This is a genomic window from Leifsonia sp. NPDC102414 (assembly GCF_044765685.1).
Taxonomy (GTDB): Bacteria; Actinomycetota; Actinomycetes; order Actinomycetales; family Microbacteriaceae; genus Leifsonia.
On the sequence record NZ_JBIWKN010000006.1, the window covers coordinates 99092 to 123099 of the forward strand.

At 60.9% G+C, this 24008-nt stretch carries 18 protein-coding genes and 1 pseudogene; 10 read left to right on the forward strand and 9 right to left on the reverse strand.

What is annotated here, in order from left to right; translation table 11 throughout:
* Positions 1–280: 280 nt before the first annotated feature.
* The 3 genes and pseudogenes from ACIRCZ_RS18935 to ACIRCZ_RS18945 all read left to right on the forward strand — a co-directional run.
* Positions 281–784: a hypothetical protein gene (locus ACIRCZ_RS18935; RefSeq protein WP_402856015.1), complete on the forward strand. Its 504-nt coding sequence runs from the start codon at positions 281–283 to the stop codon at positions 782–784.
* Between the two features lie 1812 nt (positions 785–2596).
* Positions 2597–3229: a trypsin-like serine protease gene (locus ACIRCZ_RS18940; protein WP_402856070.1), complete on the forward strand. Its 633-nt coding sequence runs from the start codon at positions 2597–2599 to the stop codon at positions 3227–3229.
* Positions 3163–3465, forward strand: a pseudogene (locus ACIRCZ_RS18945) (trypsin-like serine protease); the annotation flags it as partial. The gene ACIRCZ_RS18940 and the pseudogene ACIRCZ_RS18945, both read left to right, overlap by 67 nt.
* A gap of 292 nt (positions 3466–3757) precedes the next feature.
* Here ACIRCZ_RS18945 and ACIRCZ_RS18950 read toward each other — a convergent pair.
* Together ACIRCZ_RS18950 and ACIRCZ_RS18955 are read right to left on the reverse strand one after the other, a co-directional pair.
* Positions 3758–6076, reverse strand: coding sequence for a LuxR C-terminal-related transcriptional regulator (locus ACIRCZ_RS18950; RefSeq protein WP_402856018.1), 2319 nt, complete (start codon positions 6074–6076; stop codon positions 3758–3760).
* A gap of 1339 nt (positions 6077–7415) precedes the next feature.
* Complete coding sequence (locus ACIRCZ_RS18955) at positions 7416–7715, reverse strand: hypothetical protein (protein WP_402856021.1); 300 nt, start codon at positions 7713–7715, stop codon at positions 7416–7418.
* 1432 nt (positions 7716–9147) lie between these two features.
* On the opposite strand from ACIRCZ_RS18955, the gene ACIRCZ_RS18960 reads away from it, so the two are divergent.
* From ACIRCZ_RS18960 to ACIRCZ_RS18980, 5 genes are all read left to right on the forward strand, one after another.
* Positions 9148–9468, forward strand: a complete 321-nt coding sequence (locus ACIRCZ_RS18960; protein WP_402856024.1) for a hypothetical protein — start codon at positions 9148–9150, stop codon at positions 9466–9468.
* Between the two features lie 416 nt (positions 9469–9884).
* Complete coding sequence (locus tag ACIRCZ_RS18965; RefSeq protein ID WP_402856027.1) at positions 9885–10058, forward strand: hypothetical protein; 174 nt, start codon at positions 9885–9887, stop codon at positions 10056–10058.
* A 43-nt stretch (positions 10059–10101) separates the two neighbouring features.
* Positions 10102–10605 (forward strand): nucleoside deaminase, encoded by a 504-nt coding sequence (locus ACIRCZ_RS18970; RefSeq protein WP_402856030.1) that lies wholly within the window; start codon positions 10102–10104, stop codon positions 10603–10605.
* A 644-nt stretch (positions 10606–11249) separates the two neighbouring features.
* Complete coding sequence (locus tag ACIRCZ_RS18975) at positions 11250–11609, forward strand: hypothetical protein (RefSeq protein ID WP_402856033.1); 360 nt, start codon at positions 11250–11252, stop codon at positions 11607–11609.
* A gap of 308 nt (positions 11610–11917) precedes the next feature.
* Positions 11918–14335, forward strand: a complete 2418-nt coding sequence (locus ACIRCZ_RS18980) for a LuxR C-terminal-related transcriptional regulator (RefSeq protein ID WP_402856036.1) — start codon at positions 11918–11920, stop codon at positions 14333–14335.
* Positions 14336–14349: 14 nt separating this feature from the next.
* Here the strand turns inward: ACIRCZ_RS18980 and ACIRCZ_RS18985 are convergent, their stop codons facing one another.
* Positions 14350–15648, reverse strand: a complete 1299-nt coding sequence (locus tag ACIRCZ_RS18985) for an MFS transporter (RefSeq protein WP_402856039.1) — start codon at positions 15646–15648, stop codon at positions 14350–14352.
* Positions 15649–16241: 593 nt separating this feature from the next.
* On the opposite strand from ACIRCZ_RS18985, the gene ACIRCZ_RS18990 reads away from it, so the two are divergent.
* A complete protein-coding gene (locus ACIRCZ_RS18990; RefSeq protein WP_402856042.1) occupies positions 16242–16583 on the forward strand; it encodes a hypothetical protein in 342 nt (113 codons plus the stop codon).
* Between the two features lie 227 nt (positions 16584–16810).
* Here the strand turns inward: ACIRCZ_RS18990 and ACIRCZ_RS18995 are convergent, their stop codons facing one another.
* Positions 16811–17668, reverse strand: a complete 858-nt coding sequence (locus tag ACIRCZ_RS18995; RefSeq protein WP_402856044.1) for an alpha/beta hydrolase — start codon at positions 17666–17668, stop codon at positions 16811–16813.
* Between the two features lie 1206 nt (positions 17669–18874).
* Between ACIRCZ_RS18995 and ACIRCZ_RS19000 the strand changes: the two genes are divergently transcribed.
* Positions 18875–19174 carry a hypothetical protein gene (locus ACIRCZ_RS19000; protein ID WP_402856047.1) on the forward strand — a complete coding sequence of 100 codons (300 nt, stop codon included), beginning with the start codon at positions 18875–18877 and terminating at the stop codon, positions 19172–19174.
* Positions 19175–19317: 143 nt separating this feature from the next.
* On the opposite strand, the gene ACIRCZ_RS19005 is transcribed toward ACIRCZ_RS19000, so the two are convergent.
* From ACIRCZ_RS19005 to ACIRCZ_RS19025, 5 genes are all read right to left on the reverse strand, one after another.
* Positions 19318–20598: an NlpC/P60 family protein gene (locus ACIRCZ_RS19005; protein ID WP_402856050.1), complete on the reverse strand. Its 1281-nt coding sequence runs from the start codon at positions 20596–20598 to the stop codon at positions 19318–19320.
* An 888-nt stretch (positions 20599–21486) separates the two neighbouring features.
* A complete protein-coding gene (locus ACIRCZ_RS19010; protein ID WP_402856053.1) occupies positions 21487–22161 on the reverse strand; it encodes an RES family NAD+ phosphorylase in 675 nt (224 codons plus the stop codon).
* Entirely contained in the window at positions 22158–22700 is a 543-nt protein-coding gene (locus ACIRCZ_RS19015; protein ID WP_402856056.1) for a hypothetical protein, read from the reverse strand. The genes ACIRCZ_RS19010 and ACIRCZ_RS19015 overlap by 4 nt, the downstream gene beginning before the upstream one ends.
* A gap of 60 nt (positions 22701–22760) precedes the next feature.
* On the reverse strand, positions 22761–23786 hold the full coding sequence (locus ACIRCZ_RS19020; protein WP_402856059.1) for a hypothetical protein: 1026 nt from the start codon (positions 23784–23786) through the stop codon (positions 22761–22763).
* On the reverse strand, positions 23783–24008 hold a 226-nt coding region (locus tag ACIRCZ_RS19025; protein ID WP_402856061.1), incomplete at its 5' end, for an SOS response-associated peptidase family protein. The genes ACIRCZ_RS19020 and ACIRCZ_RS19025, both read right to left, overlap by 4 nt.

The following is a 24008-nucleotide window of genomic DNA, read 5'->3' on the forward strand; positions in this document are numbered from 1 at the left end:
CGCAACAGACGCCGACGGCCCCATGGCGTTCGTCCCCGATCTTGGCGGGGCGCGCCCCTGTCCTGTCATGATTTCCTCCCTCGCGCGTGGTATCCAGGACCCTTCTTGAGCGCCAGCCGCATTGGTCTGAACACGGGGCTGAGATGCGAAAGATTAAGGAAATACCTACCCCGGCGACGTTGAGCTACGCCCTCTTCACGGGTGAAAAGCGGCCAGCCTGTACTGCAATTGATTTGCTCATTTGCGGCGGCGCTCACCATCGAGTGAAAGGACACTAACTATGACAGCCACCGATGTTCCCGCAAGATCTCAGAACGAGGCCAGCCATCGCTCTTCCCCGGAGCTAGAGTCCGCTTTGCGGTCGTGGCCAATCCCGGGTGTGTCCCCGGTGGAAGAGTTTGGTGTCGGCCTGCCGTTGACATTGATGCGTTGGGTTGGCGGCGTTCACGGGCACGAGTTGCGCACGGAGACTGGGATTCTGCGACGTGACACAGCGGCGGAGTGGATGCTGCAGGTGGGCGCTGTTGTGATGATCCGGCCGAAGCGCGTATGGCGTGCCCGTCTGGAAGCCATTCTGATTCCGGACCGGGTCGCTCTGACTACTGCGAACATTCCCCGCGGCGACGGTAAAGGGCAAACCCGCATGCTGCTGCAACGGGCAGGGTTCCTGGGCGCCTATCGGACCTGCGGGCTCCGCCAATACGCAACCATCCGACAAGAAGAGCACCCTGGCGCGGCCACGTTTACCATCATCGACCAACTCAGAACACCCGCTGTAATCTAACCATCGCGCGGGCACGCGGCGACGCGGCTGGTGACGGCCAGCGGCTGCCGAAGGGTGCCCATCGGCACCCCACAAGAAGGTCTCCGCTCTTCATCCCTCCCCTTGCCGCCAGCCGCAGCTGGAGGAGCGCGCTACGCGCGCACCCTCCTTGCGGCGATTCTCGCCGCTCCGGCCCACAGACCCCGTTTCGCTCCCGTCGGCTCGGTCCCGGGTCGCGGCTTATCTACCCTCGCTTCGCTCAGTCCGGTCTTCCACGACGCAGCACTACGCCGGCGTCCGCTCTAACGGGATCAGACTGCCGGAACGACAAGGAAAGACGACCATGGACAGAGACACCCACCGAGAGACCTGCCGCGGCGTCTTACCCGTGATGATCGTACTTGTGGCGGCTCTTGTCGCGCTCATCGTCCGCGGCCTGCTCCTGGTTCGTCGCGCCGCCGACCGCCGACAACGACAACGCCGCGAGGCCAGGCCAGCGGGGCCGCGACGAAGTACGTGGCGCCCGCCCACGCTCACCGAAGGCGAGTAACCATCCGCTCGGGTGAAACCGCCACTGGCACGTGCCCAAACCCGCCAGGCGGGCACGAGCGCTCAGGCCGCACTCGACCCGGCCACCACGGCGTCAGCAAATACAGCAAAGCAGTCACCGCAATCGTCGTCGGCAGCGACGGACCCGCCGCGCGCACCCAATCCAACAAAGCCTCCACCAGCTGCGCGCCTCCTCATCCAAGCTGCGAAATCTCTCACAGCGTCGCAGCAATCAGCCATTGCCGCCAACGCACCCACCCCCACCGGCTCCGGCACCGGTCACGCCGTCCAGAACCCTCCCACTACACCAACAACGATGGCGGCGGTGGAGGCGGAAACCCCGGAACGGGGGTGGCGTGACCGCCAATGGCAACTACCAGCCGCGATGCGATGGGCTTTGCGTGTATACACAGTCCACGAGCTCCGGTGATGGGATCGTCATTGACGTGTTCTATTCCTACGCATAAACAAAATTCCCCACCGGCGACGGGTGGCCTCAACGTCAACGACTGCGATCAAGTGCCTGGGGGCAGTACCGCTGCAGCCGGTTCGACCTGTAGGCGCGCGGCGGTGTGCTGCAGTTTCCCCTGATAGCTGCAACGCACCAAGGTACCGCAATGGAGAGTGGTCCCGAGCGAGGGCGAGTCTATGGGAGTGAAGCGCTCACGCTCGGGAACACAACAACAGCCAAGCATCGGCTGCTGCACGGCAGAGCACCGCAGCGTGAAACGAATGAAATTCACCCTTCAGCCCGGACCACGGTGAGGCGCGCAGGGACTGTCGGCGTCGACGAGACTCTGCCGCACGGGGCGTGGGGTGGTGAATCGCTGGCTGCTGAACGGTCCGATGCTGACGCGTCATGCAAGACGGACACGCTTTCACGTGGATCGTCGTGATCGTGGCCCTGTCATCGCTACCTTTGCCCTTGGCGACCTTGCGGGATGCTCATCGAAACAACTGCCGAAGCCCGCCGGGGTTAAGTCACCGGTGGCGCCGAGTGCTCATCCTCCGCAGATAGCCACCGGCGCCACCGGCTGTGAGAGGCAAACCCACCTCCACACTCGATCAAGAAACGGAACGCACGGGAACGAGACACCACGGGAATCGGCGCGATTCACCCAAAAAGACCCCCGGAATCAGCGCGGTCGGTTGAGCCAGCGCGATAGGGCCTGTTCGTAGTGCCGATGGTGGCGCGAACTCAGTCTGGCAAAGGATTGCAAATACGACTTCAGCGCGATGCAGGCGCTTTCAGACGCCGTTCTACTTAAGTGCATGACACGTGAAATGGAGTCTCAACCTAAAGTCCCTGTTGTTCTAGTTCTGCTCGCCGCGCTGCTCCTGACATCACTCCCGACGCAGAGCGCCACGGCGGCCACCGTCCCCGGTGATGGCGCCAATCCGAACCGTGAGATTGTCGGGGGAACTGAGGTGTCCGAAGGCCACGATCGTTATATGGCATCCATCCGGGACATAGAGGGCAAACACGTGTGCGGTGGCACGTTGGTCGCCGACGACATCGTGATGACTGCTGCCCACTGTCTCGGAGGAACCCGGATTGTTCCAGAACTGGCCAGCTCGGTACTCGTAGGCTCGACCGATCTCCGCCATCCCGAGCATGGCCAAATAGACACAGTCAGCGAAATCGTGCGCCATCCTCTATTCGACTTCCCCAACGCGCAAAACGACCTCGCCTTTCTCATCCTCGACCATCCCATCAACGGGATCGCACCGATCTCGCTGCCGGAAGAGGACGACTCTTCCCCAGGCTCGGGAACCGTTGAAGTAGCCCTGGGTGGGGTCAAGTCACGGGTGACGCCACCGCCGGGCCAGCACAACACAGTCCACGCCTTCGGGAGGTGGGACTTCCGATCACCCCACTCAATGTCTGCGCAGAAATGGCGAACACCGACAACGTGAGCGCCGATTCCGTGATCTGCGCGGGAGGCAAACAAGGCGAAGGCACTTGCCACGGCGATAGCGGCGGACCGTTGATCGCATTCGATACCCAGATAGGAATAACCTCCCTCGGCGCGGAGCCTTGTGGAGCAGCGAGCCAGGCTGGCATCTTCACGAAGCTGTCGTCACCGCAGTTGTGGCGCACCCTCCGTCTCACACCCGAAGGGAGCAAGATCGCTACACGCCTGGACAGATGAGCTTCCCGAGAAGATCGCCCGGTCGTTGAAATGGCAGCATCTGATCATTCGCCCCAAGCGGTTCTGGATGCGATAGGGGCGGCTGATGTGCCGCCGCGGCCACCGGCCGCCCCTATTCGTGGCCGGGTATCTGCTCGCTGCGCTGTTGCGCAAGTTGGTCCCTACCCGCAGGGGTGACCGACGATCCCATGTCGGCTGTCCTCGGCCTTCATTCGCGTGACGCATATCGATTCTGGGCTTGCTAGAAAAGCTTGGACGGCCATGCTCAGCAGTACGGCGCTTTGAATCCGGCCTACACGGAGGGGCCGAGGGAAGATGTCTTGTTCGTAATCGTGCCGCGTTCTAGTGTCCGAACTGCTGATGCCTGCGGCAATACTCCAGTCTCAAGTGCTCGGAGAATCGCTGTGTGGCGATCTCCTGCCCCCAACTTGCGATACAAGCTTCGCAGTTGCGTCTTGACCGTGTTGATAGACACCCCCAGCGCGCGTGCTAAGCCCGCGCGAGAGTCTGTCTCTACCAAAGCGGCGAGCACTGCGCGTTCCCTACTCGTCAAGGGCTCACACGCTACGGGGCCATCCAACCAGCTGTGAGTCGGCGCCACCCCCGACAGCCCCGCATCTTGAGGTAGGCGCATACCGATCTGGTCGGCGTGGTCTGGAGTCCAAGCAAGTAGGGGTGTTCTCAGTCGGTTGTGCTTCACAATCGCTATTCCGCGTACCGCATACATATCCGACAACTCCAGGAGGCCTAGCCGCTGAGCCGCGGCCGCTGCCGTTAATGCGGCGGTCGCAGTCAGCCGAGGATGTCCGTCGTCCGGAAGTGAAAGCGCAAGCGCAGCCTCTTCGATCGCCTCCTCGAAGCGCGCCGACTGTGCTGCTCTCACAGATCGGAGGAGCGCAGTTTCGGGATCTTTACGGGGAAGCCCGGCAAGCACCTCATCGGCCCTACCGGGTTGGCGTGCAGCCATCAGCAGGAAGCAGAGCATCCGGAGGGAACGTCGGCGCCCTTCGCTATCTCCGGTGAGGTTTGCTAGGGATCGTTGGACCGTTGCTGCGCCCGCCTCGCCTTCGCCTCGCCCAAGGTGATAAAGTCCGGCAGCCCACCCCGCAATCCACCAGGTCGACGTCTGTGATCGGGATTTGAGAAGGTTCACCTGAACCTCGTCCGGTTCCTCGCCGGATTCCACCGACCCAATCACGCACAAAGCCGTCAGGAGGTCTGGGCTGTCTCGGGTGAGCCCGACCGCGTCAGGATCGATCGCGTCCAACGCGTCGACGTAGTCCGGTATGCCATCCAACGCGAGAGCGAGCGCGTTGGCTACCAGAAGTTGATCGTGTTGCGGGGTGGCGGCAACAGCGTAGCGCAAGCCCAGTCGAGCTACGTCCCCGGCGGCGTGTGTGGCACCATTGAACAAAAGCGAGTGCGCACAATCAGCCATCAGCGCGGCCAGCTGGGGAGCGAGTTCGTCCCGGACCTCGCGCGGTAGCCTCTCTGTTTCTTGGAATGCTCGTGTCGCGTTGCGGGCAGCCTCTGCAGGTTGCCTGAGCTCTCGACGCGCGATCGAGCGGAACGTCAACGTCCAAATGACATCGGCCGGTTCGCCGGCTCCTGGCCGGCGCAGAGCGGACAGCGCATCCTCAAAGTGAGAGTCCGCTGTCCCCCTCCGCCCTACTGCCGAAAGGCTGAGACCTGCAAGGATCGAGAGGGCGGGAAATCGGGCGATTCTTCGCTTGTCGATCGCTTGTAGGGCAACGCCTACTTGGTGCAACAGAACGCTGGACATGCGAGCCCAGTCGGATCGAGCGATGCGGGCGGCGAAATAGAGATCCTGAATCGCGATCGTGTTACGGAATGCTTCTGCCGTGCGCCCTTGCTCCAGGCACCATAAGGCGGTGACCCTTTGGAGTTCGGTGACCTCGTTCGGCCTTCTGCGCGCGAGTTCGCGCAGAAATCCTTGGCGCAACAAGGGCACAATTTGGAATCCCTGATCAGCTGATGCGTCGACACTGTGGAAACCCACGCCAAGTCGCTCAAGTTCGTCAAGCACCGTGCTCGGATCACTGGCGCCAGTCAGCCTGGCACACAAGTTGAGGTCGCACTGTTCCGAAACGGAGAGCCGCATAGCCGCGTCGAGGATGTCCGAATCGGGGATCTGTTCGAAAATACGACGTACTAATCGCTCCGCAACCAGGGCACGGCCGCTCCCTGACCAGTCAAAAGCGCCATAATTCCCGCGGGAGACGGCGACCCCGATCAATCGCGCGCCAAGTGGCAACACAATGTTCGCCAAGTACACCTCGGAGATATCGTGCCCCCCTGCGATGTTCGCGATGACCTCGCGCGCCTCCTCACGACGAAACATCAGATCGCGGGCACGTACGAGGGAAAGGTCGATCGACGATGCTGCGTCCAGCTGCCTCAGCGACGGAGCGTATCGGCTTGCTAGCACGAAGCGCACGCCCGGCTGAGTTTGTGCTATTGACAACACTCGGCTCAGAAAGTTCTCGTCACGCCCGTCCAGATTGTCGACTAGGACGGTAACTGGCGAGGCAATAGCGGGATCCCCTGATTCGGCGTCGGGGTCTGCTTTTGCCGACACCAGTTTTTCCACGCAGTTCCAATAGGCAGGGCTCGGATCGTACGGTGCCCAGACGGCTCCTCCGAGCTTCGCTAGCTCCGCCCACTGCAACAGAAGAACCGTCTTTCCCGAACCAGCAGGGCCCTCAACAAGCGCGATACGGCCTCTGGATAGCTGTGGAAACAGACGATCACGTGTCAGTAGGCCCGCTGGTTGGACAGGGGGAGGCGCGTGGGGGGCGTACCGCAACCCGAAGTGAGGCACGGAATCCTCAGGCACGACGCCCCCACCAGTGGACATCGGCCCAGATCGCGAACAGAGAAGGCGAGTAGCGATTGCGCATGGCTCAATCGTGCGAGCAGAACCGGGCGGGTACCAGGGCACCCAGGTGACCACCCCTGTTATCGCCCGCGGATTCACCCTCCCCTCCAGTATCCGGGTTACTGACTCGTTCGGACTCGATGATGCGCTAGGGCGCGCCAAGGCGTCCGAAATGAATGGCCGCGCGAGTTTGCGGCGCTTCCCACATTGCCTGCGGCCGTGCTTGCGCTTTGACTCGAGAAATCCATGATTGGTGGGTGTGATCTCCGCGGGCGTCTACTGTGCGCTTGGCTTGTCGAGCTCGAATTGCATTCGTGCTGTAAGCCGGGTGCGTGATTTGCCGGCCAGAAGAGCTCGAGGACGCTCACAGCGCCGCTCTTCAGTGTCGCAGCCATCGGGCTGACATCCATGTCGGACGTCCGCGTTCCCTCCGCAGATGAGGTTGAAGGGAAGCTACACGCCACGGGCCGATAGTCGATGTGTCTATTGACCAATCCCTCGTACCGGTGGATGCCCACAGCACAACGCGAAATCTCCCAGGCAAGCCGTCAAGCTCAGCAAGCGCCTTCATCTCGTGAACACCTCAGTTCGATTCCGCTGCGACAACGCGTCCCGGATGGATAGCTGGACGCATGCACGTGAGGTGGGCATACGCAAGATTTCTCATCAATGCGGTCAGTTAGCTTGCTAGTTGGCCGCCCGCCGAACCTGCGATGCATCGATGTGTGGTTCGCGGGTGTGTCGGTTGAGGTAGCCGATGGTGCCGTCTAGGTGGACGACCGCCGTCGAGACTGTCGACTGCTGCCCTCCCTAGGGAGTCAAATCGGCCGCAACATGCCATGGTCGGCGGGGATCTAGAGGCTGAGATCGCCGTCGGAGCTGCTCACAGAGATCCATGCTCCTCCGTCGACCCAGACCACACGGGCGACGGCGCGACGATGCCCGTGGGCGCGAAGAAGTCCATGCTCTGGTCTTGCCGCCGCCATCGCGAATTCACTCGCACATGTTGTAGGCCGGCCGCGCCCACGGCGACATCGGCTGCGTGTCTGCGCTACCACGATCCATCGCCCGGCGCCATGGAGGCTGCGCGCCGTGAGTGTTCAGCTGCGACCAACGCCTTCACAGCGCCCTCGATTCCACCGTCCCCGATGACGATGGAACCGGTCCACGTGGTTGCCTGCCATTGACCGTCGAAAGAGTCGACATAACCGATGCGAAAAGCGGGGAATCCGATCCCCATCTGCCGCTCCTCCTCAGGAAACCCTGATGGGAATCGGTATACGTAGCCATCGAAGGTCACTTCAATCACGTACGCGTCGTCGTTGAACGGGTCCTGGATGGTGGTCGACATGCCCCTAATGATTCGCCCACCGAGTCCTCTCCGGCAGCTCAAGCCTTCGCATGTGGATCGAATCGCCCAGACCCTCACCCTTATCGCGATGCGCTGCCTCAGGAGAGAAGGCGACGGCGTGCTTCTTCACCGAGCAGACCTTTGATGATGGCGTCGTCCCAACGGTCCAGAGCAATGGTGTATCTGGCGATAGTTTCCTTAGTCAGAGGCGCGAGTTCATCCAACGCATCGATTAGGGGCCTCAGTTGATCTGCCGTGTTGCGAGCGCTCCGTCGGTCGAGTGGTGAAGCCTCTAGGGCTAGACCTATTGCCTCTACGACAGCCCGGATCTCCTGAAGTGTTTCCTCGGCATTCGGCTCTCTTCCGTGTGCGGACGCCGGCTGGATCATACAGTCAGCGCGCGGCGGAGCTGTCGTATCCCCGCCAGGGCAGTTTCGTCATCGGCTCTCTGTTTGGCATCTGAACTGCCGAGGACGCGGACTAGTAGCTCGCGGCGTTGGCTCTCGAGCGCTCTCGTGGCGTCCAACTCATATCGTTCTGGAGCTTCAGCGGCAAGATCCGCAAGCCGGTTCACCTCATCGACGGCCAAAAACATCTCACGAAACAATGCATCGGGTCTTGCGCTATCGCCGAGTTGCAGGATGGCGCACACAAGCTCATGTCTAGCGGCGGCGAGTGAAGCTCGCACTGTCTCATCGTGCGAGACCGAGCAGATTGAATGAGTCCCAGTCGAGTTGGATGATGACTCGGGAACCCGGCTTGGCGTTACAGTCACTGCTGCTCCTTCGGGTGCGTCATGCCTGAAAACTATGCGAAGCCTCGCATCGGAATCCGACCTCATCAGTCGGTGGTTCTCAATTCACCCGGGGACAGTTCCGGTCTCGGCGTCGCGCCGCAAGGTCCTCTCACCCGCCGGGGTGATATTCGCGCTTCGAGGACGCGGCGACGCTGGGGGCATTGCCACACTTCTACGGTGGGCTAGCCCCTCTCGAGCTGCTTTCACTCCGGCGCGGGCGGCTACGCACAACGACACTCGCGAATTTATCCATCTCCGACCGGCTCGCAGTTCCATAGTTGAAGGCGCGAATACCAAGGATCAATGACAGGACGTCACGTACAACCGCGTTCGCGGCGAGGCCCTCGAGGCTACCGGCCGCGCTCGGGTCATCGGCGCATCAACTTGCGATCGAGCATCGCCACAATTGGTATCGCGAGTGTCGTAGTTGCAATGACCTTGGAACCCCTAGCAGGATCTCCATTCCGACAACTGGCGGCGGCAAGAGGAATAGGGGCGTCGTTCGTGGTTCACGGGGCTTCACCGAATCCCGTCGTCCGGGATCAGGCTGTTGTGTTGCCTGCTGGGGCCGACTGGACACCCGAGCAACTTGAAAACGCCGCAACGATAGTCGCCACCGTCAGGCGGGTTCTTCCCGTGGCAGATCAGAAGCAAGGGGCAATTGTCGCGCTCGCCACTGCCTGTCAGGAATCCAGCCTGAAGGATCGATGGGATGGAGATGCCGACTCCGTCGGGCTGTTCCAACAACGACCGTCGCAGGGATGGGGCACAATCACTCAACTGCATGATCCGTCCTACGCCACCACGAAGTTCCTCGTTCGTCTGCAACAGGTTCCGGGATGGCGGACATTGCCGGTAGCGGAAGCGGCCCAGGCTGTGCAGCGAAGCGCGTTTCCGGACGCGTACGCCCGATGGGCAACGCCTGCCGAAGTCCTCGTATCCGCCTTCGATGGCTAGGCTGCCGGAGCGAGAAAGCCACCGACCGTCTGTCGCTCATTCGCCGGGAAGCCGATAGTTCGACTGTGACCGCGACCTGGGCGCATCAATCGGGAAATAGTCCTCGACCATATGCACGTTCGTTGGTCGCCTCAAAGTAGTTCCCTCATCACGACCTGGCAGGGAGATCCGCTGCCCATCCGCATACGGCGACAGGGGCTAGGAGTACCCGAACGCCCAGCCCCTGCCACCCGATCGCGACCCGACGCGATCATGGATCTGATCATGCTCGCGCGAACCCATCTCGCGATCAGGGAATGCGTTTTCGTATTACGGATTCACCCTGCGCATCACCCCATGCTGGCTTTGAGCTGGGCAGAGCTTCGCCTTTTGGCGCTCGTCGATTGTCCCCCCGACTGTGTCGATTCGATTAGCTGGTGACCGAGTACTGGCTCCGAGTGCATCACCTCGGCCCGATTCCCGAGGACGCCGATTTGCGCACCGCCTTGCAGAGCAAGTGCAAATTTGTGTTCTGCTTTGCGGCCAAGGTTAACGTCGGGGTGAAGATGCGCCTTCGTGCTCCGAAGTGGCCCATCTGGGAGAACGGGTGAGGAAACCTGCTCCTTACCAATGGAGGATGCGACGGGAGTACAAATGACCAGCTACCCTACCGATTCCAGGTCCCGCGCGGAGTGGGACACTTTCTGGCTCGACAAAGCAATCAAACTCGCTGTGCAAAGCGTGGCTTGCGACGGCGGCCCGTTTGGTGCCGTGATAACAATTGACGATAAGCCCGTCGCAAGTGGGCACAACCGTGTGACTCAAGACCGGGACCCAACCGCACATGCTGAGGTTGTAGCGATCCGTGCTTCGTGTGCCGCGCTTCTATCCTTTTCCCTTTCCGGCGCAACCCTCTATAGCTCGTGCGAGCCGTGCCCTTTGTGTTTGTCGGCGGCCCTCTGGGCGCGGATCGACCGTGTCGTGTACGCAGCGGATCGCAATGATGCGTTGGCCGCAGGTTTTGATGACGCCGCAATCTACGAATCCATCGCAAACCCCCAATCGACCGCGCTGCTCTCACGCGTGCAGCTACGTCTAACTTCGGCATCGGCGCCGTTTGCTGCTTGGGTGCAGTACAGCGATCGGTTGAGGTATTAGCTATGTACTCAAGCGCCAGCCAGGTTCCGAGCTTCGCGCCGGATGGGCGCCAAGGGTCCAGCGACTACGTTGGCCCGTCGGCGCCCGCGAATCCGGTACCGACATTCGGGTCGCACGAGCCTTCGGGACCCAAACTCATTCTCGACCCCTCACAACGTCACTGCGACGAGGGAAATCCGCCGCTCTCCGGGAGCGCTAACGCATTGCTAGACCTGCCTCACAGAGCGGACGAAACCCTGGTTCTCCAATCGTTGGCCGTGCTCCCTAGGGCCCACATGTGTCTTCTCGGCTTCATCGCAGCATTCGGGTTTGTATGCGTATTGAGTTCAGGAAGCGTGCTAGGAGCGGGTATCGGATTCGTTTCGCTTGCCATCGTCGCAACGGGAACAGCGACTATCAAGCTTCAACGTGGTCGAACTGCCCGCGGCGCACTGACTCTTGGCGGTACGCGTCACCAGCGCGCAGCTACTGATTCTTCAGCGGTGGAGGTCGGATCCGTCTCAAATCAGGAGAAGCAAAGTTGACGTCGCGCGCCAAGGTCGGACTGGGGGGTGCCGCAGTCGCAATGTTGGGTTTGGCGCTACTCGCGTGGCCGGCGAACGAAACGATTTCAATTATGGCTTGGTGCCTGGCCTTGGGTGGGAATGTCGTGGCAATTGCTGCCGCCTGTCAGGAAGGCCGACACACGTGACGGCGATGCGACGATGATTGCCTCACCTTCGATCGGCGCCCTCGAGGCCCCGGATCTGTTGCTGGGCGACTATGTCGTTATTACTCGCATCTATCGGTCGGATATGTTGGAGAAGTGGTTATGCGAGCTGCACACGCTCGAATTCGACGCGGCCTTATGTGTCGATGAATTGGTGAGCGACGCAGGGATAGCACCAAGCGATGTGCTGGCGATAACGACTGACTTTTACCGACAGCATCATGTCTTCATCGCGGCGCCTTGGAATGAATCCAAACCAGACACGTTCGTGGCCAGGATCACGCCCCGCCACTAGCGTTGCGATCGTGAGCTGTTCCGGTCCTGCGGAGCATGGTTTTCCCGGGTGCGTACCTGTCGTCGTTCGACGAGGAGTATCCAACGAGCGTTGCCGCATATCCGGCAAGCGCTAAAAGCAGGATTGCCATCAGCGTTGTTGGTTTCATATCCTTCTCCCCTGTCCGCTCGGCTATCGTCAGAACAACGGGCCATTGTCAGTTTCACCCTGAATTTCGCCCGTCCTGCGCGGCGACGACCTTGAACCTTCCCATGTAGGTAAAGTCCAGGTCTAGCTGGGTCAGTCGGCGAATCCGAAGGTGGCAGCTCGTGGCGAACGACGATCAATTTATGGTGGGGGGATATCTGAGCCGACCGCGGCTACTAGATGTCCTTGATTCAGGTGTCGCGTTGGTGAGTATTTCAGCGCCCTCGGGAGGGGGGAAGACGGCCCTGCTCCTCGAATACGACGCCCGACTGCTTGCGGCGGACAAGCCGCACACCCTCCTGAGAGCTCGCGGTCAGTCGTCGGCTGCGTTGTGGGGTCAGGTCGCATCCGCAGCGGGCATCGCGATACCACAAGAACGTGGTCCGTCAGCAGAGCCTGCCGCTGAAGTAATTCGGCAATTGCGAGAACTGAAAGAGCCGATCACAGTTCTTGTGGACGATCTGACAAGGGAACACTCGGGCTTCTTGAACGCGTTACCGGAACTGCTCAGCACAGCCCCTGGACTTCGATTTGTCATTACGACGAGGTACGCGGGATTGTTCGAGCAACTGTCTTTACGCGTCCCGACCAGTTATCGCGAACTCACCGTTGCGGACATGCTGCTTACACCTGAGGAAGCGATATCCGTGACAGGGTCTGATGTCTCTGGGGTTCTGCTCCCTGTTATTGGCCGGCTCAGGAGATTGGAAAATAAGTCTGACAATCCTGCCCGCTCCGCCGAGCTGCTGGCCTACCTTCTTGAAGCGGAAGGCGACTCCGAACGCCGTCTGCAAGCGTTGGAGTCCCTGTCGGTCGTGCAAGGAACCGACCGATCACTTGCGCAACGCTTGACCAACGACAGCGACATCGTTCAGTACGCCGCCGACCTCGGACTCGGGCTGTGGACCTCCCCAGTAAGGTTCGAGCTTTATGCGGAGTTTCGGGAGCCTCTACTGGAGCGCTTCCGACATCGGGACCCATATGCGGTGGAGCGTCAGACGCGGCTCGCAGCGATCTGGTCGCTCGACAGCGGTCGTCCGCTTGATGCGCTCGAAGCGGCGACGCGGATACGTGACTACTACCTCGCATCCCGTGTCCTTCGGGCTAGCTGGGAATCACTCATGGGGGTGAATCAGGCGGTAGAGCTCATCCAAGCCATCGATGAGAAGACCCGCGCGCGGATCCCTGCCATGAATCTTTTCCTTGGGCTACGCCTGTACGCGCGCGGGAATAGCGCGCGGGCAGGGGTGGTGGTATCTGAGGCAATCACGGCAATTCGGAAGAGAATCCCTGACTCCGATCCACTTGAGCGATTCTGGCTTCTAGCTCTACTGAGCGGGTCGATGCGCATCCTAGGTAGGTTCAAACCGGCAGCCGAGGCAGCCCTCAGCGGTCTCGCCCTGGCCACCGAGGTGGGCCCGACCCTGACGCGGGGGGAGCCCTCGTCCTCGCGGTTCTACAGCGTGTTCTCAATCTCACTGATCCAGGTAGGTGATATTCCAAATGCACGCCAGATGATGGAGCTCGGAATCGCTGCCACCGAGCCTGGAACAATTGCGTGGTTTCACCTGGTGAGCCTCGCCGCCGGCGTTGACGCCCTGTGTGGGAACATGCCAGAAGCGGCAGCGCGGCTTCGACAGTTAGGAGAGACGCCCCACGACGAAGAGTTGGAAGGTGGCTACCTCGCGTACGGCGCCTCAATCGCTAGTGCTCTACTAGAACTGGAAGCTTTCCGACCAGACCGTGCCCGCGCGGCCCTCGCCGTGATGAACAAGCACTTCAACACCGTGGAACATTGGGCTGCGCACGTCATCGTGGAATGCTTAATCGACTTCATCGCCGGAGCGCCCGAGGACGCGATCGCGCGGATCGACCGTGCCATCGCGGGCGGACACCCTCCCACGAGCGATTTCTGGGCCAAAGGGCTGGCGACCGTTCGCGCCCTAATGGAACTGGCAAATGCCGGCGACACCGTCCCGAGACTCGACGGCTTACCACGATCGGGAGATTTTCCGATATTGGTGCGTGCGCTTCGTTATCTTATGGTTCTGGAGCCGGAGCAAGCTCTTGAATCCTTGAGCCGTCTGGGGACGGAGCGTCCGAATCACATGCCTCGGTTGGTCGCAAGCGGATATGTACTGGCATCAGTTGCAGCTGACAGGCTTGGAAAAGACAGCTCGACTTCATTCGCGCGACGAGCCCAGGCGATCATGCGGGCAAACGAATTGGCAACGCCGACCTGGCTTGTCCCGGCCGCAGATCTTCAACGACTCGCGGACCGGTCCGATTGCGAGCCGGAAAGAGCCGATCGACCGAATTATTTCACCGCCGCCGCGCCCCGCCCAATATTGTCGCGCCGCGAGCTCACGGTTCTCCGCGAGCTCGCGATCACGGAATCCCGGGCAGAACTCGCGGAGAGATTGCATGTGTCCTCCAACACGATCAAGACGCAGATCCGCTCTATCTACCGAAAACTCGGCGCTGCAACACGTAGCGAGGCACTTCTCAGAGCGAGCGAACTTGCCCTACTGGATGATTGATCGGCCGTGTCAGGTCACGTGACCGATTTTACCGGAACGAGCATTACAGCCGCGCCTAGAACAGCCGCCGCAGCCAAGGCGAATACGCCTTCATACCCCACCCACGCGATTATCGCTGCACCAAGCACGGGAGCCACAGCCTGAGGGATGTTCGTTGCAAGATTGAAGATTCCGAGGTCCTTCCCAGCACGGTTTCCGTTTGCGGGCAGGACTTCGGTCATTAGGGCACTGTCGCTCGCATCGTAGATCGCGTACCCGACTCCGTTGCAAATACTTAGCGCGATCATTCCTGAAACGGTGGGTGTCAGAATCGGGATCAGGAGACCCAGCGTGATGATCAGTGACCCAAAGTAGATAAAGGGCTTGCGTTTCCGCACTCGGTCGCTCCACCATCCCGCGACCAAGATGGTGGGCGCCGCTGCACATAGGCTCAGCACCGCCAACAGGCCAATTACTCCATTCGCCGTAGACTGCGGCAGCCCGACGTAGTCGATCAGGATAAACAACTGAAACGCCAGAACGAGGTAGTGGCCCAGGGTGAAGAGCAGCCGGGCACCAAAAACCCAGGCAAAATCAGGATGCGCTCGCGGGTTCACCCAGAACACTGAGAGCGCACTCTTGAATCGGAATGGCTCTGCCCGAAGGCCCAGGCTCGAGTGGTCCCGGTTGATAGTAACGAAGAGAACGGCGACGACCGCAATCGCCACAGCGAAGGCGAGGTAGGCCGATTCGGAACGTTCTGCGAGCACACCGGCAATTACGACACCAACTGCTGCCCCCACCTGCACTCCGAAACCACTCGCTGCGCTTGCGATACCCCGGCGCGAGCGTGGAAACCGGTCTGCGACGATGGCCGTGAACGGCGCCTGAAACGCATTTAACGCCATCTGCGCGCCTGTCCAGAGGACAACAATCCAGGTCAACGAGCTTGCCCATCCAAGGGCAATCAACAGAAGTGCGCCCACCACAGCACCCCCCAACATCCAGGGGCTCCGGCGCCCAAAGCGCGACCGAGTTCGATCGCTCAACGCGCCGACAATCGGAGGCACGAACAGAGTGAATGCGAAGGCGACACTGGTTACAAACGCCAAATTCGCGACCTTGCGTGCAGGATCAATAGCTGCCACTTGATTCGCGAGCAAGACGGAAATGACCCCCGCGTACGTTGCGACAAGCGTAAGCGACGCAACGAGGGTGGACGACAACAACAAACCGAACTGTCCAGAAGGCCCGCCCCTGCGCTTCTGGGCAGCGCCTCGCTTGCCGCCCGTCTTCCCGCCGGACGGACACGGGATGGGCGGCATTCCGACCATGACTGTCACTCCCAACGGCAACGACTATCTCGCAGGACTCCGATCGAGAGCAAAGCTAGTACTTGCGATTCGTTCGCAATTGTTACCACGCCGAGGATCGTGCAGGCGTCTCCGCATTGACGGCCAACGTCTATCCAGGATGGATGTCTACCTGTCCCCCCTGAAGATATCGTGCTGCCCCCGCACGTCGATTGAGAGAGGTCCGGCACCTGATCCGGCGCCCTGCCCGGAAGATCGCCAACAGATTGCCGTCGTACCGCGCGCACTGAGCTGGTTGGTGAAGTGTTCGGGCCCGCGCGTCCCGACCAGCTCTCCGCTACGTTGTCTGACTACGCTGACGAGGCCGCCGCTCGTCGCATCCAATCGCGCATTGGGTACACATCCTGCGGATGCCTCACAGAATTGGCCAGCTGAGGCAGCTTTCAAGCGCGAGTGTCAGACACCTACCATGCCCACGGGAACAACTGACCTGTCGTCGGTTGAAACGAGGGTGACCTTTCTGACATTCGCATACCGGTGAAGGGATCTCCGCTCTGTGATTGGAAGGCTATTAGCGATCTAAGTACAGGCGACCGCGACGGGTATAGGTAGTGATGGCAACGAAAGCATTCCAACAGACGTACGTTGCATTGCTCGCAACTAGATACAGCAATCGTGTTTCACTCGAAACCCGCCACATTCCAATCAGCACCATGTCGGCATCTGTCCGGACGTATTGCCTTGGTCGCCGTCTCGAAACCCTGACCCAGTTGCGCGAAGCCGGCTACATCATCGTCAGCACACGTCGTCAGATGGAAGCAGCAGGCACACACATGACCATTGTCGATGTGCTGAAACCTCCTCAAGACCCGACCGATTCGGACGCGGACGGGGACGGGGACGAGGACGCGTCCTCCGCCGGGAACCTCCACGAGCGTGCGTCGGGGTACCGCTAGAAGCGTCAGCGAACCTCGCGGCGGCTTCTCCGGGGCGAGAAGTGGGGCTTGGCCTCGAAGGCTTCTCTTATCCCCGGACCGGCTGGACGCCCAACACGAATGCCAGAACTCACGATTCTTCCACTTACCCCTGGCTCACCTCTCGCACACCTGGACGACCGTCCCGTTTCACCCGCGCCATCCACCCGCTCGAGTCGGGGTCCAGTTTGGCATTCCGCCTCCTGACGTCATCGCTTCGCAATCGCCGCCAGAAAATCGAGTGTTTCGCTAAGGGCCTGTTTCGCCTCTGGCCTATCTAGGTTGAACTGATATTCATGTTGCAGGGCAGGGGTATGGTTCGCGGGCCAGAACAGTTCCTGAACCGGAACGTTGTGTGCCTTGAGGGCTGATGCCATCGGAATGGATTCGATCCATGTGAGCCCGTCACCGTTGCCTCCGGTGATGAAGGTTGGAGGGTACTGCGGCGTGACGTAATTGATGGTCGACATGGTGCTCCCGACGAAGGTTTGGGACCAATCCTTGGTACCGGTGTAAGCCCAAAGTGCCACTCGAAAACCCCACGCGTCGATCCCGCCCAGATCCGCGAGGGCGTCCATGTCGTAAACGCCGCAGTGCAAGATGGTGCCGATCAGGGACGCAGGGTTGATCGCCGGTTGGATCCCCATCAGGTGCGCATACTGGGGGTTAGTGATGATCGTGGCAAGTTGACTTGCGAGTTGGGCGCCTGCAGAGTCACCAGCTAAGACGACCCTGTGTGCATCGACCCCCAGCTCCGCGGCGTGCTCCGAGATGTACTTCAAAGCATCATTGAGCTGCGTAACAGCAGTTGGGTAGGTGGCTTCCGGGCCCGGCGTGTAGTTGAGACCGACGGTTGCGTAGCCCTTTGCGGCGAGGATTCGCAAATACGGATCCACATCAACGCTTGATCCGGAAATCCAGGCGCCCCCGTGCACCCAGACAACAACCGGAAGGGGCACGGCCCTCTCGGCGGGAGCGAATAGGTCGAAAGACGAATTGGGGCCGGACGCAAAGCGAACACCCATACGCGACGCGACGCTCCCTGCGGGCGGCAGATGCTTATCCATTTCTTGGACCAAGCCCTGTGCCCCTTGCGCGAAGACGGAGCGGATCAACATTGCCGACGGCCACGGAGTGCTGTTAACCGTGTTTCCAACAATGGCAACGACAAGCGCGGCTACAACGATTCCGGCAAACCAGCGACGCTGCCCAACGCTAAGCACGGGGTCCCGCGGGAGGTCGTCATGCTGCTTACGGCTTTTTCGGGACAATGTCCACCCTTCTTGCAACCTATCTGCCGCATCGACTGTCGGTCGATGTCGGCCGGATCGAGCGCCTACGACTTCGAACCATTTGGCCCAGCCAACTGCATCAGGGCCGCTCGTGCGACTTGGACAGCCGCGGGTCAATTGCTAGCGGTTCCCAATGCCCTTACTTTGAGTGCGAAGCGCCCGCCGGGGCGTTTCCGCCATTCAGTAACGCGACCCGTTACTGCATCGGGACTGCTGCAATCAATTCGAGAAGTATCACCCAAGAAGCATGTCTGCGCCTAGTGGATATCGGAGTAGCCGGTGCGCAGTCACCCATTCTTTCACCCAGCAGCGGGACGCGCGCGGAATTCAATATCGTTATCAAAAGCCTCCGATCGGTGTTCGACGGTCTTTTGGTATCGCGCAGGGTTAATGTATTCCTGCTCGGCGTCCATCCGAACTCCTGGGTCCTCGCCATGGTCCACTTTCCAGACTGAGAGTATTCGACTCAGCAATTCGATCTAATAAATCGGGACGGCTGCACATGACAAAGGCGCCACAGCATGTTGAGCGCGTGCCGCGCTGGAGCTACAGGTTGGCATTATCAGCGCTGAGGTCGCGGGCCCGGCATTTGCAACCCCTCGCGACATCCAGACCAGAGGCCACGCCGGACGTCTCCTGCTCTTCCGCTGGTTGTGTTGCGCACTATCGAGTCTTGCGGCAGGCAACCCGGTCTCCTGAGGCAAGCACAGGATCGGGCGGAAATAGTAGCTCTGAGCTTTCCACAACCAGGGGCAGCTTTAGCTGGGAATGGAGGCGGAGCCAGCGTGCGCAGCTGTCTTTGATTCCGCAGCAGAAAGTGTCGACGACACAGTCAATCCGGCTCGGGGATCGTCGCCTACGGGCGGCTAGGGAGCAGTATTCCGTTAGGCCGCATCGGGGCACCAATCATATTTTTTCCACCAGCGAGGCTATGCGCACCCTATCGGCTCGCGCATCTAGAAGACGGAGAAGAGCCAAGAGATGACAACGAACTCTTCATCTGTAAGCGTGGCGACGCTTACTCTTCAGGATCTCCGGGCTGCAACTCATGTGACGCTGACCCGCAACCACGGCGATCGAGAGTGCCGCGAATGGACTGCCCGGCTCTGGGCTCGTGAGCAGCAGCTGAGCGTCGACATGATCCAATTCGCAGCAGGCGCTGCCCTCTCCGAGGTTGTCGCAATCGCAACCACGTTTTACGGCGCCCACCAAATCCTGATTGCGCTCCCCTGGCAGCACACCAACCCAGACAGCGTCGTCGCCATCATCAGCCGTGTCTGACACCGTTGTTGATAGCTAGTCTCACGACCCCTGCAGACGCAACAGGTCACGAGCGTTTTGACCGTCTACGAGCAGCGGGCCATGTTGTCCGCTCGTCTCTTGACTGGCTCAGAATTCTGGAGATGCGGTCGTCCGCCAGAGGTTCAGCCTGCCGGGCGGGCAACTTGATCGAAGGGCTGGCCCCAAACCGGCTGGATCCTGACGGTCTCTCCTTCGGTTGGAGCAGCTATCATCAGCCCGTCGCCGATATATATACCGACGTGGTAGAAGTCTCCGGGTGCGTCGCCCCAAAACAACAAGTCACCCGGCTGTCGATCCGAGTATGCGTGAGTATTGCCGTTGTCAGCCGCCGTGTACCACTGGCTGTTTACCGAATGACCGCCGATGTACACACCCGCTGCCGCGTAAGACATCATCGTCAAACCGGAGCAATCGAAACTATCCGGCCCTTCGCCTCCAAATTGGTACGGCTTCCCCAGTTGAGCGCGCGCATACGCAAGGGCGCGTCCGACTACCCCTCCCTGGGCAGGGGGCGGGTTCCCCTGCCCGGTGCCGGATCCCGCCTGCTTGGGTGGAGCCCCTTCCCCACGGGGTGCATCAGCTGCCTCATTGTGGGCAGCCTCGAAGGCAGCAGCCTCTTGTTGAGAGGTGTGAGTTAGAGAGGCAAGTTGGGCGGTGAGCTCACGTGATAGGGCTTGCTGAATGCTCAGCGCCTGCTGTGCATCGTTCTGCCTTTGTTCCGCGGTGACCATCGCCGAATGTGCATCCGCAGCGAGCTGGGCTCGAGCCTTGGATGCTTCGGATGCTTGTTGAGCCAGCGAGATCGCAAGATCTTCGTCTTGGCGTGCGCGGTTCAGGATTTGTTGCTCGGTGTTAGTTAGCCAACTCTCGGAGCCCAGCTGCGCCAACAGGCTCCTGCTGTCCCTGGGGTTAGCGAGCAGTCGGGCGGTAACCGCGCCACCTGCTGTACGCGCCAAATGAGAAATGACTAAGCCCGCTCGCATACGCGAAGTCGAGGCCGCTTCCGTTGCGGCACGCGCCGCTGCCCGAGTCGCAACTTCCATACTTGTGGCCCTCTGTAGACGCAGCTGGGCCTGGAAGTACGTTTCTGCAGCCTTTTCCGATTTGGTGCGAGCCTGGTCTACCGCTTCCTGCAGCAAGGACACTTCGGTCAGTACCTCGTCAGCCTTGGCTTTACCTTGTGCTTCGGCGTTCTTAGCTTGCTCCACATCGTCCCCGGACGGGGCAGGATCGGCCTCGGACGCGACTGGGGTCATAACGCTTACAGCAACCATCGAGGCGGTTGCAGCGGCAGCTACCGCGCGAAAATAGCGCGACGTCGAGTAGCAAATGTGGCGCGCACGCGGCACACCCGCCTTCTTGTCTTCAGTCTGACGGCCGGAAATCCCTAACTCTGCATTCACGTTGCAACCCAAGTGCGTGCCGCGCAATTGTCTTGGTCGTAATCACCCCGAGGTCGGCATAATCACCCCGTTCGCCACCTGTCTGTATTGGGTGTTGGGGATGATGACTGCCGCGCCGAGCGCGTGTGCGGCCGCGCCGAATTGCACCACGAGTAGGTCAAGTTCAACCGCCCGACCAAGGTTGCCGCAGCCAACGGCGAAGCGAACTGAGCTGTTCGTGTTAGTCGAGCACAGCTCGCAGCGAGCTGCGCTGTGCTCGCAATTGTTGATCACGATCAGCCCAACCGCCTCACGGCTCGGGCTGATTTTCTCTAACGGGAAGCCCGGTGACTGAGTACAACAAGCCGTGACTCACACTCGATGAGCAGACCGACAAGATTGCAAGTCGCGGCGTCGACATTGATCCTCGCGCCTTGTTGGCGCAGGTTGGCTCGTACCGCTTAACCGGATACCTCTATTCCGCGGAAACGTATGTCGAGGAGGCCCGGGAAAGGGTGCGGGTACTAGCCGGATATCGACTGTCACGTCGATTAGCTATGCCGCTGATCTCATCGACCTTGACCGTCGGCTGCGCATGTTGGTCCTGGAGGCCATAGAGCGCATCAAAGTCTCGCTGCGCATATAGATCGGTTACACGCTAGGCGATCGATCGGCATTCGCACTTAGGAACCAAGAGTTATACACGTTGTCGTTCTCCGCGGACACTGTGGACCGCTCCCCCGGACAGCATTGTGGGCCGCCGGCTCGAGAGCGAGCGGGTCTGGCTGGCGATCCGCGCCGACGACGCCGCGGCGTCGTCGATGATCGACCTCGCCGCTCTCTCCGAGCACTCGTGGGTGGCGCCGCAGACGGACTTGACCTGCTACGAGATGGTGGATCGCGTCATCTTCAGCTGTTGCGGCTCTTCTTACGGATGACCTTGACTCCTGGCGGCAGGATTACGGTCAGCACTCCGGGTGACATGGGGGGTGGGGGTGTGACGGTGAGTCCGGCTTCCGCGCAAGCAGCGTGTCCGTCCATCAGGGCGAGGGCTGCGACTGGGCGGTCGGCAGGCCCAGCCGGACCGAAGGTGGCCCAACATTCGGGCGCATCGGCGATAGCGAAACGTGACCGGTACTGGATGCCGTCGAACCTGTTGTCGGTGTCTTCGTCGAACCGCTGCGCCCACGCCTGAGTTACGGTGTAGTCGCTCATGTTCGCGAGTTCGCCTGTCACTGGGTAGTCGTCTGCGCCTGGCGCGCTGATCGCCGCGGCACGATACATAGGGACGACCTCGATCACCGACACGGTCATTGCGTCAGCGTCGTCGAATGCGACGATTTTGGACGCGACGCAAGATTCACCGAGTCGCTCCCGCACCGCAGTGCGAACTGTGTCGGCGGCGTAGCAGGTTCCTCGATCGCCCTGCAGGTCGAACCGGCCTCCGCCATCGTTCGCGAAATACCAGGGCCCGTGCGCGGTGGAGTGTGCGCGGACGAGGTCGCCGGTAGGGCGAGCGGTGGGGAAGCCGGTGAGGTCGAGGTCCGGCGCAGGGGGTTGCTGCGCGACGCGAGCGCGCGTCAACTGGCGCGCCGTCCAGCGTCCTCGCGGGCCATGTGCAAGACCGCCTCAACCTTGCCGTGTCGCAGTGCGTCTGCGGGCGAGCGGTCGCCTAGCGAAGGGACGGCGGTGTTCAGCCAGAGGGCTTGCGTCCACGGTGAACTCATTGACGGCCGCAGAACCTGCAGAACGTCCTTCAGGTGTGGAAGAAGGTCACCGCCGCGCGAGAACTGGAAGGTCGGATAGTACTGCCGCTGACCTACCGGCGTTGCGAGGATCTCGCCCCGCTGGACGGCGTGATGCACGTTCACTCGACTCTTGAACCCGAGCCATGCCATCAGTCCGTTGACTTCGTAGAACGGCCCGACAAGCTTGTCCCACTCGTTTTTCACTCTCCGCTGCGCGAGCAGGCGTCGCGCGACGGTCTCGGGCGACTCTTCGGGCTCGACTCTCAGATCAGAGTCATCCATCGTGGTGATCTGCTCGCGCAGCTCGGCGAGCACCTTCGCGCGAAACGTTGAGAGCTCACGGTCCTGTCGCTGAGCGGGCAGGTTAATCACCATGTCGACACCTCCGTTAATCTTGTTAAGATCAGGCTATCACGAGGTTGTAAAAACTGTTAATCAATTTGGCCGTTGAAGACCTGCGGCAATGTGCGGTTGAACTTGCTTCGGGTCGTGGAATGCCCGGTAATCGACCACGAGATCACCCCGCTGCGCCCTGCTAATCCGTACGAGCATGTGGCGGCGCGCGTGCGTAGCTTTCAAGCGCGTTTCGATCGGAAAGCCGAAGTGTTCCCCGAGAGTCTTGATAATCGGGTCGGCGATCGTCAGCGACGACAGAGCAGCCGCTTGAATCAGCTCAGGGAGCGGGGTCACCTCGCTAGTGTCGCGGCTGTCATAGATGGAGGAGATGAACCATCCGCGGGAATGCGCGGCCCCCGAAAGCACTCCGTAAAGGTACTCCGCGTGAGGCATGTAGCGGTTAGTCGCTGCGGTGACATCGAACTCCAAGCTGACCCGTTTTCCGCCGTAGCCGACGTTCGTGGTGCGCCGCGGGTTTCGGCTATCGGCTTTCCGTTCGAATCCCGCATCGTCAAGCCATTGGTGGATTCCATCGACAGCTTCCCGCGTTTGTTCGAGACGTTCGGTGGAGCGGAGCGCTGACGCGAAGCTGGCGGCGATCGTCTCATTGCCTTCTGCCGATGCGAGCTGGAACGCGTAAGCCCTGAGCATTGTTGCTGGCGGCGGCACATTGGAGTCCATCAGAAAGCAGACCTGCAGCGCCGCTTCCAGGCAGCCGCGCACAAGGGTAATGACGCTCGCCCTCGGTGCTCGCCCGTCCAGGAGTGTTGTCTCCAGGGAGCGAGCATGATCTCCAGTGCTCATCAGAAGATGGGCGACGTTCTCAGTTCCCTGAATCAGAATCGTCGCGGCTGCATCCCGATATCGGGCCTCCGCGTCGGTCCTCGCAGGTAAGTCGTTGCACCACTCCAGAAGGCGCTGCCTGCCAGACCCTGCTACAGGAGGCACTGCCAAGCCGCCCAGCACTTCCTCGAGGAGGCTCGTAGAGTCTCGGAGCTGCTGCGTGACGGCTCTCCGAGACGCGCGGATCACCGGATCTCGGTCGAGGGGATCGTTGACTGTCATGCGCCGCCGTCGATCGGCTGCGTGAGTTCGGGGCTGTCGGCGTCGAATGGGAGCTTCGCGACATGGTACGCCTCGAGGGTGGATGCTTCGGCGACGCCGGCGGCGACCGCGTCGTCGACGAGCGCCTGGTCGCCGATGACGGTTGGGTCGATCCAGTGCAGCCACATCTCCTGTGGCAGGATCACCGGGTTTCGGTCGTGGATGTCGGCCAGGGTCCGCACG